The organism is Ectobacillus panaciterrae DSM 19096 (assembly GCF_000430785.1).
GTDB lineage: Bacteria > Bacillota > Bacilli > Bacillales > Bacillaceae_G > Ectobacillus > Ectobacillus panaciterrae.
In genome coordinates this window covers 93,261-109,146 of record NZ_AUMR01000003.1, presented here as the reverse complement: position 1 = coordinate 109,146, position 15,886 = coordinate 93,261, and the positions used below count along the sequence as shown (strand labels likewise).

Genomic DNA, 15,886 nt, shown 5'->3' with positions numbered 1-15,886 from the left:
TCAAGGAAAGAGACTTCCAATCCGGAAGTCTCTTTTTCTGTCATCTATGCTAATACCCAAGCTTCATCTGCCGGGTTTTTTCGCCATTCCTGTAATTTGTTCATGTCTTCTTTAGAAATAACACCTTTTTCTGCCGCTGTTTCTACAAGGGAAGAATAATCGCTTAATGAGAAGGAAACAACCTTTGCATCTGCAAGTTTTTTATTTCCTGATTCTAGCTCATATGTGAAAATCGATACGATACCGAGAACTTCGCATCCCGCTTCGCGCAATGCTTCTACACATGTAATGGCGCTGCCGCCTGTGGAAATCAAGTCCTCGACAACGACAACCTTTTGTCCTTCTGTCACTTTCCCTTCAATTTGATTACCTTTGCCGTGACCTTTTGCCTTACTGCGCACATAGCACATCGGCTTATTCATCAAATCGCTCACCCATGCAGCATGCGCGATACCAGCCGTAGCCGTTCCAGCGATAACTTCCGCTTCCGGAAAATGTTCTTCAATAAGTGTTTGTAATCCTTTTGCGATTTCTTTTCGCACGTTTGGATAAGAAAGCGTGAGACGATTATCGCAATAAATTGGTGACTTGATGCCAGATGACCATGTAAAAGGCTCGTTCGGCTGTAAAAATACTGCACCGATATCTAATAAATGAGATGCGATTTGTTTTTTCATACAGTAAGTTCCTCCCATTGTCGTTTCACTTCTTGATAAGCCTTATACGGCTGTTCTGCTTTTGTAATGCTGCGGCCGACTACAATATAGCTAGAACCGAGCTCACGAGCGCGCGCAGGCGTAGCGACGCGAACTTGATCGTTCGCATTGTCAGAAGTCATTCGAATACCCGGTGTTACTGTCACAAAATCTTTACCGCAAACCTCTTGCAGCTTCGGCACTTCAAGCGTTGAGCACACCACTCCGTCCAAGCCGCTCTCTTGCGCTAGCTTGGCATAATGTACGACTGTTTCCTCTAAAGATTTTTCAATCCAAATCTCACGTTTCATCACATCTTCAGACGTGCTCGTCAGCTGTGTAACCGCGATGCAAAGCGGACGTTTCGTTCCCTCTTGTCTTCCTTCTTCGAGTCCCTCTAACGCCGCCTTCATCATCGCTGTTCCGCCGGCCGCATGCACATTCACCATATCAACACCTAAACTTGCAAGATTGCGCATCGCACTCTTTACTGTGTTTGGGATATCATGAAGCTTTAAATCCAGGAAAATATGATGTCCCTTTTCTTTTAAATACGTGATGATCGCCGGACCTTCTTTGTAAAAAAGCTCCATCCCGACTTTCACATATAGCTTTTCATTTTCAAAATTCCCGAGAAACATTTCTACTTCTTGTTTGCTCCGAAAATCAAGTGCGACTATGAGCGATTGTGCCATTGTTCCAGCTCCTTCCGTAACATTCCGAAATATGTTCAAATCCGAGCTGATCTAACACATGAGGCAACTCTTCAATAATCGTCGGACATACAAACGGATCAACAAAGTTTGCGGTTCCAACTGCTACCGCGCTTGCACCGGCATAGAAGAATTCCACCACATCTTCTGCAGTTTCGACTCCTCCCATTCCGATAATTGGGATATTTACTACTTGACTTACTTCATAAATCATGCGAAGGGCAACCGGCTTGATAGCCGGACCGGACAAGCCGCCTGTGCGGTTCGCTAAAACCGGTTTTCCTGTTTTCAAGTCCAAGCGCATGCCAAGAAGCGTGTTAATCATTGTTAACCCGTCCGCTCCCGCTTGTTCAATTGCCTTCGCGATGTCCACAATGTTTGCTACATTCGGCGAAAGCTTCACGTACACAGGCACCTCAGAAACTTCTTTCACCTGTCTCGTTAAGTCTGCCGCAATTTCCGGCACTGTTCCGAACGCAATTCCACCTGTTTTAACGTTCGGACAAGATATATTCAGCTCCAATGCATGCACATTCGATGCTTTTGAAATTTCTGCCGCTACTTTTACGTAATCTTCTGCTTGCGAACCTGCAACATTTGCGATGATGGGTACATCGAATTGCCCAAGCCATGGAAGCTCTTCCTTCATCACTTTATCTAATCCAGGATTTTGCAGACCGATTGCATTGAGCATGCCTGCTGATGTTTCCGCTACACGCGGTGTCGGGTTACCAAAACGCGGCTCTGCCGTTGTCGCTTTAATCATGATAGAGCCGAGTGTGCTCAAGTCATACAAGTTCGCAAACTCGCGACCAAATCCGAAGCAGCCAGATGCCGGCATGATTGGATTTTTTAACGATAACCCTGGCAATTCTACATGTAGCTTCTTCATAGCACAACCTCCCCAACCTTGAATACCGGACCGTCACTGCAAATCTTTTTGTAGGAATAACCGTTAGGATCGCTTTGTGTATGACATACGCAAGCAAAGCATGCTCCGATGCCGCAGCCCATTCGTTCTTCCAGTGAAATGTAAGCTTTCTTGTTGCTGTAGCGCTGCTCCAGTGCTTTTAGCATAGGAGTCGGTCCACACGAATATAACACATCAAATGTAATACCATATTGATCTAATATATTTGTAACAAATCCCTTTGTTCCGTGTGATCCATCCACAGTAGCGATATATGTTTCGCCCAATTCCGCAAACTTTTCTTCATAAAATACGGCATCTTTATTTTGAAATCCTAACACATGAATCACACGCACTCCCTTTGCAACAAGACGCTGGGATAATTCGTATAACGGAGGCACCCCGATGCCGCCGCCTACTAAGCATGCAATTTGTCCTTCTTCTGCTTCCTCTACAGGAAACCCGTTACCTAAAGGCCCCAATACATCAATTTTACTTCCGGACAGCTGTTGAGACAGCACCTTCGTCCCTTGTCCTTCCGCACGATACAACATGGTAAATTCACTTTTTTCTTGGTCAATGTTACATATACTGATCGGGCGTCGCAGCAGAGGGGAATTTCCCTCTGCCACCTTAATGTGTACAAACTGCCCGGGTTCGCTCATTTCTTGTACGAGACTGCCTTGCAAAACAAGCTCATAAATGTTGTGTGCGATTTCCTTTTGGCTGACAACTGTCATCATTTCTTTTTGGATCATGAATAGATCACCTCATGATGCTTTACAGGTGTTGCTTCCTTCATTTCCACAGCAGAGAATGTCATGGATTCTAGAACACGGAGGATCGCTTTCGTCGTATCGAGAGATGTTAAGCAAGCCACTCCGTTTTCGACAGATTCACGGCGGATGCGGAAACCGTCGCGCGCCGGCTGTTTTCCTTTTGTTAATGTATTGATCACAAACTGCGCTTTTCCTTGGCGGATAATATCAAGCAAATTGTATTCCTCTGAATCGATTTTGTTTACGACTTGTACTGGAATATTGTTTTGCATCAATGTTTTTGCCGTTCCGTTTGTCGCTAAAATGTTGTATCCAATTTCGTAGAAGCGTCTTGCGATTTCCATCGCTTCATCTTTATCTTTATCGGCTACTGTAATGATGATAGAACCGTGTGTCGGAATGTTGATTCCTGATGCCACAAGTCCTTTATATAATGCTTTTTCAAGCGTTACATCTTTTCCCATTACTTCGCCTGTAGATTTCATTTCCGGTCCTAATGTTGTATCTACAGAACGCAGCTTTGCAAACGAGAATACCGGTGCTTTTACGTACACTTCTTTTCGCTCCGGATGATAACCTGTCGTGTAGCCAAGGCTTTCCAATGAGTTTCCAAGAATAACTTTAGTCGCGATGTTCGCCATCGGCACGTTTGTAATTTTGCTTAAAAATGGTACTGTACGGCTTGATCTTGGGTTTACCTCGATTACATACACATCTTCTTTATACACAACAAATTGAATGTTCAGCAAGCCGATGATGTTGAGCCCTTTTGCAAGAGAGATCGTATACTCGACGATTTTTTCTTTAATCGCTTCAGATAAGCTTTGCGGCGGATATACTGCAATGGAATCGCCAGAGTGAACACCAGCGCGTTCAATGTGCTCCATGATACCCGGGATATATACATTTGTTCCGTCCGAGATGGCATCTACTTCAATTTCTTTTCCAATCATATAACGGTCGATTAGAACAGGATGCTCTGCATGCACTTTTACCGCATTCTTCATGTAGTGAAGAAGCTCTTCTTTATGGTATACGATTTCCATGGCACGTCCGCCGAGTACATAAGATGGTCTTACTAGCACCGGATAGCCGATTGCTTCCGCAATTGCCACTGCCTCTTCTACTTCAGTCGCTGTTTTTCCTAGCGGCTGCGGTACCCCTAGAGCTGTTAAAGCTGCTTCAAACTTATCACGGTCTTCTGCGCGATCCAAATCTTCAAGAGATGTTCCTAAAATTTTCACGCCGCGCGCCTCTAACTTAGCTGCCAGATTGATTGCCGTTTGACCGCCGAATTGTACGATAACCCCTTCTGGTTTTTCCAAATCGATAATATGCATCACATCTTCAATAGTAAGCGGCTCAAAGTACAGCTTATCAGAAATACTGAAGTCTGTTGACACAGTTTCCGGATTGTTGTTGATAATGATTGCCTCATATCCCGCTTCTTTAATTGCCCATACAGAGTGAACTGTCGCATAATCGAATTCAACTCCCTGCCCGATACGGATTGGTCCCGATCCGAGCACAATTACGCTCTTGCGGTCTGTTACGTTGGATTCATTTTCTTCCTCATATGTGCTGTAGTAATAAGGCGTAGAGGATTCAAACTCCGCTGCACATGTATCTACCATTTTGTATACAGGAACGATGCTTTCCGCTTTACGCGTTTCATAGACAGCAAGCTCGTTTGTATCCCACACAGATGCGATGTAGCGGTCGCTGAAGCCCATTTTCTTCGCTGCCTGTAAGGTTGCTACATCACCTTTATTTTCTTTTAAGGTTTTCTCCATACGGACGATGTTCTCTACTTTTTGCAGGAAGAAGAAGTCAATTTTACTCCAAGAATGAATCTCTTCTTTTGTAACGCCTTGGCGGATTGCTTCTGCAACGATGAACAATCTTTCATCATCCGCTTTTGCAATGCGCTTTTTCATCGTTTCTTTATCAAGGGATTTCAGATGCTCCATTTCAAGATGGTATACGCCTAATTCCAACGAGCGAACTGCCTTTAAAAGAGACTCCTCAAGGTTGCGTCCGATTGCCATAACCTCTCCTGTCGCCTTCATTTGTGTCCCGAGCAAGCGATTTGCAGATTCAAATTTATCAAACGGCCAGCGCGGAATTTTTGAAACGACATAATCAAGGGCCGGTTCAAAGCATGCATATGTTTTTTGCGTAACCGGGTTGATGATTTCATCCAGTGTCAATCCTACTGCAATTTTTGCTGCCAGCTTTGCGATCGGATAGCCGGTCGCTTTAGAAGCAAGCGCAGAAGAACGGCTGACGCGCGGGTTTACTTCAATTACATAGTATTGGAAGCTGTGAGGATCCAGCGCAAGCTGTACGTTACAGCCGCCCTCAATGCCTAACGCACGAATAATTTTCAGCGATGTGTTTCGCAGCATTTGGTATTCACGGTCACTTAATGTTTGACTCGGTGCGATAACGATGGAGTCCCCTGTATGCACGCCCACAGGGTCAATGTTTTCCATGTTACATACAACAATCGCATTATCATTTGCATCACGCATAACTTCATATTCAATTTCCTTACAGCCGGCGATGCTTTTTTCGAGCAAGCATTGTGTAACAGGGCTGTGCTTCAATCCGCTTGATACGATTTCAATCAATTCCGCTTCATTGCTGCAAATGCCGCCGCCTGTTCCCCCTAATGTAAATGCCGGACGAACGATTACCGGATAGCCGATTTGATTTACAAATTCATATGCCTCTTCCAGCGTATGAATGATGACACTCTCTGGGATCGGCTCGCCGAGTTCATTCATAAGATTACGGAACAAATCGCGGTCTTCTGCACGTTCAATCGCAGACAATTTCGTTCCTAAAATTTCAACGCCGCACTCTTCCAGTATGCCGGACTTTGCCAGCTCCACTGCCATGTTAAGCCCTGTTTGTCCTCCTAAAGTCGGAAGAACTGCATCCGGACGTTCTTTGCGGATAATACGGCTTACAAATTCAAGTGTCAGCGGCTCAATGTATACTTTATCTGCCGTCGCAGTATCAGTCATAATAGTGGCGGGGTTAGAGTTGACAAGAATTACCTTGTATCCTTCTTCTCTCAAAGCTTGACATGCTTGCGTTCCGGAATAGTCAAACTCCGCTGCTTGCCCGATGACGATAGGTCCGGATCCGATTACTAAAATGGTGTTAATATCTAGGCGTTTTGGCATAGCTCTTCCCCTTCTTTCTTGCAGTTTTCAATCATATTTAAGAACTGATCAAACAATCCATTTGCATCCTCAGGTCCTGGTGAAGCCTCAGGATGGTATTGCACTGTAAATGCCGGTGCATGCTTATGTCGCAATCCTTCTACCGTACCATCGTTTAGCGCCACATGCGTAATCTCAAGCGGTGTATTCGCAACAGTTGCTTCTTCTACTGTATAGCCGTGGTTTTGCGCTGTAATGGCTACTTTGCCCGTCTCAAGATGCTTAACAGGATGGTTAGAGCCGCGGTGACCGAACTTCAGCTTCACTGTATTTGCTCCGCAAGCCAGCGCAAACAGCTGATGCCCCAAACAGATACCAAATAGTGGGATGTTACCGATAATTCCTTTAATCATTTCAATTGCTTCTGGCACGTCCTTTGGATCTCCAGGTCCGTTGCTCAACATAATGCCGTCCGGCTTTAAGCGTAAAATTTCTTCCGCTGTTGTGTTGTACGGAACGACAATGACATCACAATTGCGATTGTTTAATTCACGCAAGATGCCGTGTTTCATGCCGAAATCAACAAGTACTACTCGATATCCGCGGCCCGGGCTCGGGTAAGGATCCTTCGTGGAAACATATTTTACCTGACCGGTAAACACCGTTGTTTTTAGCTCGCTGATAACATCATTGATATCAGCATCCATGTCGCATAAACGACCCTTTAACGCTCCATGCTCTCGAATTATTCTTGTTAGCTTTCTTGTATCAATACCAGAAAGACCCGGAATATTTCGTTCTTTTAAATATTCGCCGAGCGATAGCTCGTTTCGGAAATTTGATGGATATTCACAAAGCTCCTTTACGATTAACCCATTTACAGATGGATTAATTGATTCAAAGTCGTCTCGGTTAATGCCGTAGTTGCCGATTAACGGATACGTAAGCGTCACGATTTGACTGCAGTAAGACGGATCCGATAAAATTTCTTGATATCCTGTCATTCCTGTATTAAAAACCACTTCTCCAGACTTTTCTACATCCCCGCCGAATGCCTCTCCTATAAATACTGTTCCATCCTCTAAAATAAGCTGTCGTTTCATGCGAACACACTCTCCTTTTGCCATGCAATCTTGCCGCTAACAAGCGTCATAACCGGCCAGCCTTTACACTTCCAACCGGCAAACGGCGTATTTTTTCCTTTTGATACGAATGTTTCTGGGTCAATTTCCTGTTCTATTTCCAAATCTACAATTGTGATATCTGCTTCTTTTCCTATCTCCAAGCGCCCTGTTTCCAGTCCGAATGTCTCTGCCGGCTTTTCTGTTAGAAACTTGATTAGCTGTTCCAATGTCAGAATGCCCGTTTCCACAAAGTGTGTGTAGAGAAGCGGAAACGCCGTTTCCAATCCTACAATTCCAAAAGGTGCACGCTGCATGCCTTGCGCCTTTTCTTCCGCAGTATGCGGTGCATGATCTGTTGCAATCATATCGATTGTTCCGTCCAATAGTCCTTCGATAAGCGCTGTACGATCACTGATCCCGCGAAGCGGCGGATTCATCTTAAAGGCTGGATCAAGTCCTGGAATATCTTCTTCACACAAAAGCAAGTGATGCGGTGTTACTTCAGCTGTCACTCGAATACCTGCGCGCTTTGCATCACGAACAACTCTGACAGATTCTTTCGTACTGATATGGCAAACATGGTAGTGACAATCTGCCGCTTCCGCCAACAGAATATCGCGTGCAATATGGACAGATTCGCAAACAGACGGAATGCCGTTCACTCCATGCTCTTTTGAAAAGTTTCCTTCATGGACGCAGCCCTTATTGATTAATGTATTTTCTTCACAGTGCGCTACGATTGGCATGTTTAGCGCTGCAGCTCGTTTCATCGCCTCCAGCATCATACCGGCTGACTGTACGCCCACCCCGTCATCTGTAAAAGCAAATGCACCCAAATCCTTCAGTGCTTCAAAATCTGTCATTTCAGACCCTGCTTGCCTTACTGTTATGGAAGCATACGGCAACACCCGTACATGAGCTGTTTCTTGAATTTTCTTTTGCAAATTCCCCATATGCTCCGGCGTATCCGGAACCGGCTTTGTATTTGGCATGGCGCAAATAGTAGTAAAGCCCCCCGTTGCCGCTGCAAGCGACCCAGTAGCAATTGTTTCTTTATGCTCGCCGCCCGGCTCGCGTAAATGCACATGCACATCAATAAAGCCCGGTGCGATTAATTTTCCTTTTAAGTCAATTACCTCTGCACCATCTGTCTGCAAACCTGCTCCAATTGCGGCAATCTTACCGTTCTTCACAAGAATGTCTGTTTCTTGCAATGCTCCGCTTTCATTTACAAACTGTCCGTTTCTAAACAAGTAATTCATCTGCAACCCCTCCTAATATACCTGGCAAAGCACGTTTTAATACTGCCATTCTTACGTGTACGCCATTTTGCATTTGTTTAAAAATTCGTGAGCGTTCACACTCTACAAGTTCACTCGCAATTTCTACATCGCGGTTAATCGGAGCCGGATGCATAATGATGCTCCCCTGCTTCATCCGTCTCTCTCTTTCTAGCGTCAAACCGTGTTGTCTATGATAGTCACTCATCACTTGCATTGCATATCCATCATGACGCTCATGCTGAACGCGAAGCAGCATAAGCACATCTGCATGCGGAATTAGTTCATCTAAAGAAGCATAAGTGCCGAACTTGTTTTCCTCATCCTTCCATTCATCCGGACTTGCAAAATACACATTCGCGCCAAGTTTTGCCAGCGCCTCTGCGTTTGAACGAGCAACGCGGCTGTGCCGTATGTCTCCTGCAATCGCAACGTTCAACCCTTGAAATTTATGGAACTCCTGTTTAATAGTAAGCAAATCAAGCAAACACTGCGTAGGATGATTGCCGCATCCGTCGCCGGCATTTAAAATCGGGATGCCGACTGAGTTGCTGAGTTCGTCAAAGTAGCGATCTTGAGGATGGCGAATGATTGCTGCCTTCGTTCCGATGGATTCCAGCGTTCTGATTGTATCGTACAAGGTTTCTCCCTTTTGTACGCTTGAAGATTCAGCAGTAAAGTTCAGAACATCCAGCCCCAGCCTCTTTTCAGCTGTCTCAAAGCTGAAGCGCGTTCTCGTACTCGCTTCAAAAAAGAGGTTAGCTACAAAGGTTTGTTCCGCTGCTTTCATTTTCATGCCGCTCGCAAAATCTGCTGCATCTTTTAGGATTTCTGAAATTTCTTGTTCCGACAAATCGCTCATCGTTAACAAATGATTCATAATCATCCCTCATCTCTCTATTTTTCATTTTATCATTTGTGAATGTTTATAACAATATGTGAATAAAAATACCTGATTCTCATAAGACTTCATTTAAAATATAGCCTACGATAATTGCTGTTTTAAATCGTTTACGCGCGTCTCTTCTTTTGTTTTCGGCAAAGGCAGGTCTGAATCTAATCATTGCTGCAAGCACAGTTGCGCCGACCTTGCTGCTTCATGAATATCTAATCATCCTCAATAAAAAAACTCTTTGTGCCCGCTGCACAAAGAGTCCTGCATCCCATACTTAAAAAGCATGAGAAAGCATGACCCTTTGTCAGCCTCACGGGACTGCATTTAAAAGGGCATTACTTTTCATATATACTGACTTTGTCTTCTTGGTCAACCTCAGCGAGTTCAACAACAATTCGTTCATCGCTGGAAGTTGGAATGTTCTTTCCTACATAATCTGCGCGGATGGGCAGTTCACGGTGTCCGCGGTCAGCAAGGACTGCCAGCTGAATTTGCGCTGGTCTGCCGATATCTACGAGCGCATCCATTGCAGCCCGTACCGTTCTTCCCGTATATAACACGTCATCTACAAGGATTACTTTTTTATTTGTAATGTCTGCCGGGATGTCTGAACCCTTTACAAGCGGATCCTTATCCTTTGAATAAAGTGTTAAATCATCTCTGTATAGGGTAATATCAAGTTCGCCTACTGCAACAGACGTTCCTTCAATCTGCTGAATCCGCTCAGCTAATCGTTTTGCGACGAAAAGGCCTCGCGTCTTAATTCCGACTAAGATGCATTCTTCCACTCCTTTATTGCGCTCCACAATTTCGTGACTAATGCGTGTTAAAGCCCTGCGAATCATTGGCTCGTCCAGTACAATCGCTTTTGCCTGCATTTCATTCACCTCCAAAAATATTTGAGAGGAAGGACAAAAAAATCCTCCCGCCATGTGCGAGAGGATTTTTTGAAAAAAGGGTATAGTTCCCCCTTATCTTTCAAACCGTTTCCTTCTCAACCTCACGGGGCTGTGTTAAAGGATCTTATTTAACTGTTGTCAGTATGACAAAATTTTCGCCATATGTCAAGATGATCTGCGTAAATACTCTAATGTATCTTCAAATTCTTTCGGAAGCGGCGCTTCAAACTCTAGGTATTCACCCGTTCTAGGATGGTTGAACCCTAAAATTCCAGCATGCAGCGCTTGCCCCTCAATATCCAATGTTTTTTTCGGTCCATATTTCGGATCACCCGCAAGCGGATAGCCAATATACTTCATATGCACGCGAATTTGATGCGTGCGTCCCGTCTCCAGCTGACACTCTACAAAGGTAAAGTCTTTAAAGCGTTCGAGCACACGGAAATGCGTAACAGCATGCTTGCCGTTTTCCTCTACGGTCATACTTTGACGGTCATGCTTATCACGGCCAATCGGCGCGTCGATTGTGCCTGTATCATGTGGAATAACGCCATGTACAATTGCTTTATATCGTCTCGTTACCGTCTTAGCCACAAGCTGATTCACAAGCGACTCATGTGCCATATCGTTTTTAGCAACCATTAATAACCCTGATGTATCCTTATCGATACGGTGCACAATTCCAGGGCGCATCACACCATTAATACCGGATAAATCATTGCAATGAGCCATTAAGCCATTCACGAGCGTGCCAGTCGTATGCCCAGGCGCCGGGTGCACAACCATGCCGCTTGGCTTGTTCACAACGATAACGTCTTGATCTTCATAATAAATATCTAAGTCCATCTCTTCCGGAAGTACATCAAGCGGCTCCGGTTCAGGAATGAGGATTGTAATCTCATCGCCTGCTTTTGCTTTATAATTGCCTTTTACGCTTTGTCCGTTAACGGTAACGACACCATCTTTAATCCATTGCTGCACCTGCGAACGTGACCATTCCTCATTCACACCTGCAAGCACTTTGTCGATGCGCTCGCCTTTTTGTTCTTCCGTTACAGTCACTTGCACTACTTCTTCCATATATCCTACTCCTTCGCTTTCTTCCCTTCTAGCAGCGTCTGAATGAAAATTAACGCTACACCGATGCACAATGCGGAATCTGCAACGTTAAAGACCGGGAAATTGTATGAGAAAATGTACGTATGAATGAAGTCTACAACTTCTTTACGTACAACGCGATCAATAAAGTTACCGATTGCTCCGCCTAGAATAAGTCCCAATGATATACCCAACAGCTTATCTGTTTTTGCATATTTTCGCATGTAATACACAACAGCAGCAATGAATACTATCGTAATCACATAAAAAAACCACATTTGGTTTTGCAAAATGCCCCATGCAGCTCCTTTGTTCCGGTGAGACGTTATGTACAGCACATCGTTAATGATCGGAATACTCTCTCCTAATTCCATATTTTTCACAATCAGCCATTTTGACAATTGATCAATCAGGATTACAAATAACGCTATCAAATAATAGATCATCTTTTTTCCCCCACATGGACAGTGTACCTCAAAATTTTAGCATAGCTGAGAAGTTTTCACAATGAACTGTCCATGCGAGAGTATAAAATATAAAAGAAGTTGTAAAATATCATTATTGTGTTTGTCCCGTCCTTACATGTCTTTCACTGCAAGAAGCAGAAACAGACGTTAAGAGCGTGATTGATTAAAATCACTATACTGTTAAACGTTCATATAAAAATTCGTGTATAGTACGCGCTGTGGGCATAACACGAAGCTGATCAAAGGATAATGTTTGTCCTGTTTCTTCACATATGCCATACATCCCAATATCCATTTTAAAAAGGGCGCGCTCTACATCCTTTAAGTCCTCCTGAATATGATGAAGAACCGTTTTTTTCTTTCTTTCCTCATCATCTGATAATACTCCAAATAATTCTTCGCTCATTTCTGTGTAATAGAAGGCATGTCTTTCTTTTTGCAGGCGATATTTTAATTCCTCACGTATTAATTCCAATTCTCTTTTAATGTCGGCATAAGCTGCATTCACGTTGAAATTCCCTCCATCACCGTTAAATGTAGCTTTAGTTTGTCCGAAAACATCGCTGTTACCTAACACACTTTTTTCCTATTAAGGGAACAGAAAAACGAAGCCGGCTCGTTCAGGCACAGAGTATAAGGTTCTCCGCCCTAAAAGGCGCTTTTTTCCTTTTGTGGCGGACGGTTCTCTGTTGAAGCATCTATCTATATATGAGTGAATTATAATTTCGACATTTCCATGTGCTATGTGTAACGAAAAAGGAGTATGATATGCTTCTTCTCTCTGGTTTACTCTTGCATGAACCACTACAAAGGTCTGACCGCTTCTGCACGTCGCCAGATGATCTCTCCCCACTATAAAAAAACGTTTTTTTATTCACGTTTATATAGGAGGCGGAGTTAGACAATAAAAAACGGCTGCCTGTGAATAGACAGCCGTTTCTTCATTACTTCACGTAATTTTCTTTTACCACGGAGGCACAGCGCAAGCAAAGTGTCGGATGCTCTGCGTCTTGCCCTACAGTCGGGGATACTACCCAGCAGCGTTCACAAGTTTTGCCTTCTGCCTGTTTAACGAGGACAGCTGTATGCTCATATTTTTGAGCATCTGCAGGTGCTTCTTCCATTGTACCCGCAAGTTCAAAACCGGATACGATGAAGAGTTGCTTTAAGTCCTCTGTAACGGATTCAAGCAATGCTTTCAAGCTGCTTGTCGGATAAAGAGTGATGCTTGCATTCAAAGATTTGCCGATTACCTTTTCGTTACGCGCCGTTTCTAATGCCTTCAGCACATCGTCGCGAAGGAGCATAAATGCATCCCATTTTTCTTTTAATGCATCTGCATCAGCTACCTCTACCAGTTCTGGCATATCAGTAAGCTGCACGCTTTCCTCTGTAACGCCAGGTACGTATGCCCATACTTCATCTGCCGTATGCGATAAAATCGGAGAAACAAGCTTTGTAAGAGAAACAAGCACTTTATACAGAACCGTCTGGATTGCACGGCGGTCGCTGCTGTCCGCTCCCTCGATGTATAAAATGTCTTTTGCAAAATCTAAATAGAACGAACTTAAATCAATCGTACAGAAGTTATGAACCGCATGATAGATAGCCGCAAATTCATATGTGTCATATGCTTCTTTTGTTCTGCGGATTAAATCGTTCAGTTTTACAAGCATATAACGGTCTACTTCACGCAATTCATTTGTTGCCAATGCATGACGGCTTGGGTCGAAGCCGTCCAGGTTACCCAGCAAGAAACGGAATGTGTTGCGGATTTTACGATATACTTCCGCAACTTGTTTTAAGATATCGTCAGAAATACGCACGTCTGCTTGGTAGTCTACTGAAGCAACCCATAAACGCAGGATGTCTCCGCCAAGCTGGTCCAGAATTTTTTTCGGTACTACTACATTGCCAAGCGACTTGCTCATCTTGCGGCCTTCGCCGTCCAATACGAAGCCGTGGCTCAGTACGCCTTTGTATGGCGCTTTTCCTGTTACTGCAACCGCTGTAGACAGGGAAGAGTTGAACCAGCCGCGGTATTGGTCAGAGCCTTCTAGATATAAATCTGCCGGACGCTGTAAATCGTCGCGCTCCTCGAGTACTGCCTGATGAGAAGAGCCGGAATCAAACCAAACATCCATGATGTCTGTTTCTTTTCTAAATCCGCCATTCGGACTGGACGGATGCGTGAAGCCTTCAGGCAATAAATCTTTTGCTTCGCGCTCGAACCAAATATTCGAACCGTGCTCACGGAACAACGCCGCTACATGATCGATTGTTTCATCAGTAATAATCGGATCACCGTTTTCCGCATAGAATACCGGAATCGGCACACCCCATGCACGCTGACGGGAAATACACCAGTCGCCGCGGTCGCGCACCATGTTGAACAGACGCGTTTCGCCCCACGCCGGCACCCATTTTGTTTCTTGCACAGCCTGCATCAGCTCTTTTCGGAAGGAGTCGATAGATGCAAACCATTGCGCTGTCGCGCGGAAGATAATCGGCTTTTTCGTTCTCCAGTCATGCGGATAAGAGTGTGTAATGAAAGCAAGCTTTAATAATGCGCCTGCTTCTTCAAGCTTTTGTGTAATCGGTTTATTTGCTTGATCATAAAATAGACCTTCAAAACCCGGCGCTTCGCTCGTTAAACAGCCTTTATCATCTACTGGACAAAGCACTTCCAATCCGTACTTTTGACTTACTTGAAAGTCATCTTCCCCGTGACCCGGAGCTGTATGAACGCAACCCGTACCTGCATCTGTTGTAACATGCTCGCCTACCATCACAAGAGAGTCGCGACCGTAAATCGGATGTTTCGCCACTACATATTCAAGCTCGATGCCTTTTACCGTTTTAACAACCTCTGGATTTTCCCATGCCAGCGTTTTTGTTACCTCTTCAAGCAAAGCAGAAGCTATGATATATTTTGAGCCGTTTGCTTTCACTACGCTGTACTCAAGCTCCGGATGTAAAGAAATGCCCAAGTTTGCTGGAATTGTCCAAGGAGTCGTTGTCCAGATGATGAATTTCTCATCGCCTTCCAATACGCCTTTTCCATCTTTCACATCAAAGGCTACATAAATAGATGGTGATTTTTTATCCTTATATTCAATTTCCGCTTCAGCGAGTGCCGACTCGCTCGTCGGAGACCAGTATACCGGCTTTAAACCTTTGTAAATATAGCCTTTTTTGGCCATATCGCCAAACACTTTGATTTGCTGCGCTTCGTATTCCGGTTTTAATGTGATATACGGATTGTACCAGTCACCGCGCACGCCAAGGCGCATAAATTGTTCGCGCTGACGATCCACTTGCTCATAAGCATACTCTTCGCACAACTTGCGGAACTCTGCCACCGTCATTTCCTTACGCTTTACACCTTTATTTGTTAAAGCCTGCTCGATTGGCAAACCATGCGTATCCCAGCCCGGTACATATGGTGCACAAAAGCCGTTCATGGATTTATAACGAACAATAAAGTCTTTTAATACTTTGTTTAAAGCATGTCCCATATGAATATCGCCATTTGCATACGGCGGGCCGTCATGCAGCACGAATAGCGGACGATCCTTTGTGCGCTCCTGCACTTTTGCATAAATATCCATATTAGACCAGTTAGATTGAATGTCCGGCTCACGCTTCGGCAAATTGCCGCGCATCGGAAACTCTGTTTTTGGCATCAGTAACGTATCTTTGTAATCCATGCAATCATTCCTCCTAATTTTGCGACAAAAACAAAAAGAGACCCACTCATCCCCAAAAAGGGACGAGAAGGTCTCCCGCGGTACCACCCTAATAGACTATAATAGTCCACCTTATATTCGTAACGTGAATGAACGCCAGCACT

The 15,886-nt window shown here is 44.4% G+C and carries 13 protein-coding genes and 1 other annotated feature (1 of these 14 running past the window's edge); all 13 genes read right to left on the bottom strand.

Translation table 11 applies throughout. The features are described from left to right. Nucleotides 1–44: 44 nt before the first annotated feature. The 13 genes from pyrE to ileS all read right to left on the bottom strand — a co-directional run bounded on the left by pyrE (nt 45) and on the right by ileS (nt 15,743). A complete protein-coding gene (gene pyrE, locus H540_RS0100615) occupies nt 45–677 on the bottom strand; it encodes an orotate phosphoribosyltransferase (protein ID WP_028398947.1) in 633 nt (210 codons plus the stop codon). Continuing rightward, complete coding sequence (pyrF, locus tag H540_RS0100610) at nt 674–1,390, bottom strand: orotidine-5'-phosphate decarboxylase (protein ID WP_028398946.1); 717 nt, start codon at nt 1,388–1,390, stop codon at nt 674–676. Before pyrF ends, pyrE begins: the two co-directional genes overlap by 4 nt. Next, the gene (locus H540_RS0100605) at nt 1,362–2,300 is read right to left on the bottom strand and encodes a dihydroorotate dehydrogenase (RefSeq protein WP_028398945.1); all 939 of its coding nucleotides are present in this window, start codon (nt 2,298–2,300) and stop codon (nt 1,362–1,364) included. The genes pyrF and H540_RS0100605 overlap by 29 nt, the downstream gene beginning before the upstream one ends. Beyond that, entirely contained in the window at nt 2,297–3,076 is a 780-nt protein-coding gene (locus H540_RS0100600) for a dihydroorotate dehydrogenase electron transfer subunit (RefSeq protein ID WP_028398944.1), read from the bottom strand. The genes H540_RS0100605 and H540_RS0100600 overlap by 4 nt, the downstream gene beginning before the upstream one ends. Then, nucleotides 3,073–6,291, bottom strand: coding sequence for a carbamoyl-phosphate synthase large subunit (carB, locus tag H540_RS0100595; protein WP_028398943.1), 3,219 nt, complete (start codon nt 6,289–6,291; stop codon nt 3,073–3,075). The genes H540_RS0100600 and carB overlap by 4 nt, the downstream gene beginning before the upstream one ends. Next, nucleotides 6,276–7,373 carry a carbamoyl phosphate synthase small subunit gene (locus H540_RS0100590; RefSeq protein ID WP_028398942.1) on the bottom strand — a complete coding sequence of 366 codons (1,098 nt, stop codon included), beginning with the start codon at nt 7,371–7,373 and terminating at the stop codon, nt 6,276–6,278. Before H540_RS0100590 ends, carB begins: the two co-directional genes overlap by 16 nt. Then, nucleotides 7,370–8,656, bottom strand: a complete 1,287-nt coding sequence (locus H540_RS0100585; protein ID WP_028398941.1) for a dihydroorotase — start codon at nt 8,654–8,656, stop codon at nt 7,370–7,372. The genes H540_RS0100590 and H540_RS0100585 overlap by 4 nt, the downstream gene beginning before the upstream one ends. Beyond that, nucleotides 8,640–9,554 (bottom strand): aspartate carbamoyltransferase catalytic subunit, encoded by a 915-nt coding sequence (locus H540_RS0100580; protein WP_028398940.1) that lies wholly within the window; start codon nt 9,552–9,554, stop codon nt 8,640–8,642. Before H540_RS0100580 ends, H540_RS0100585 begins: the two co-directional genes overlap by 17 nt. A 350-nt stretch (nt 9,555–9,904) precedes the next feature. After that, nucleotides 9,905–10,447 (bottom strand): bifunctional pyr operon transcriptional regulator/uracil phosphoribosyltransferase PyrR, encoded by a 543-nt coding sequence (gene pyrR / locus H540_RS0100575; RefSeq protein ID WP_028398939.1) that lies wholly within the window; start codon nt 10,445–10,447, stop codon nt 9,905–9,907. Nucleotides 10,448–10,633: 186 nt separating this feature from the next. Next, nucleotides 10,634–11,548, bottom strand: a complete 915-nt coding sequence (locus H540_RS0100570) for an RluA family pseudouridine synthase (protein WP_028398938.1) — start codon at nt 11,546–11,548, stop codon at nt 10,634–10,636. 5 nt (nt 11,549–11,553) lie between these two features. Next, on the bottom strand, nt 11,554–12,012 hold the full coding sequence (gene lspA / locus H540_RS0100565; protein ID WP_028398937.1) for a signal peptidase II: 459 nt from the start codon (nt 12,010–12,012) through the stop codon (nt 11,554–11,556). 193 nt (nt 12,013–12,205) lie between these two features. Then, the gene (locus tag H540_RS0100560) at nt 12,206–12,541 is read right to left on the bottom strand and encodes a TraR/DksA family transcriptional regulator (RefSeq protein ID WP_028398936.1); all 336 of its coding nucleotides are present in this window, start codon (nt 12,539–12,541) and stop codon (nt 12,206–12,208) included. Between the two features lie 436 nt (nt 12,542–12,977). Further along, nucleotides 12,978–15,743, bottom strand: coding sequence for an isoleucine--tRNA ligase (ileS, locus tag H540_RS0100555; protein WP_028398935.1), 2,766 nt, complete (start codon nt 15,741–15,743; stop codon nt 12,978–12,980). A 55-nt stretch (nt 15,744–15,798) separates the two neighbouring features. After that, nucleotides 15,799–15,886 (bottom strand) — a binding site (T-box leader) (it continues 121 nt past the right edge of the window).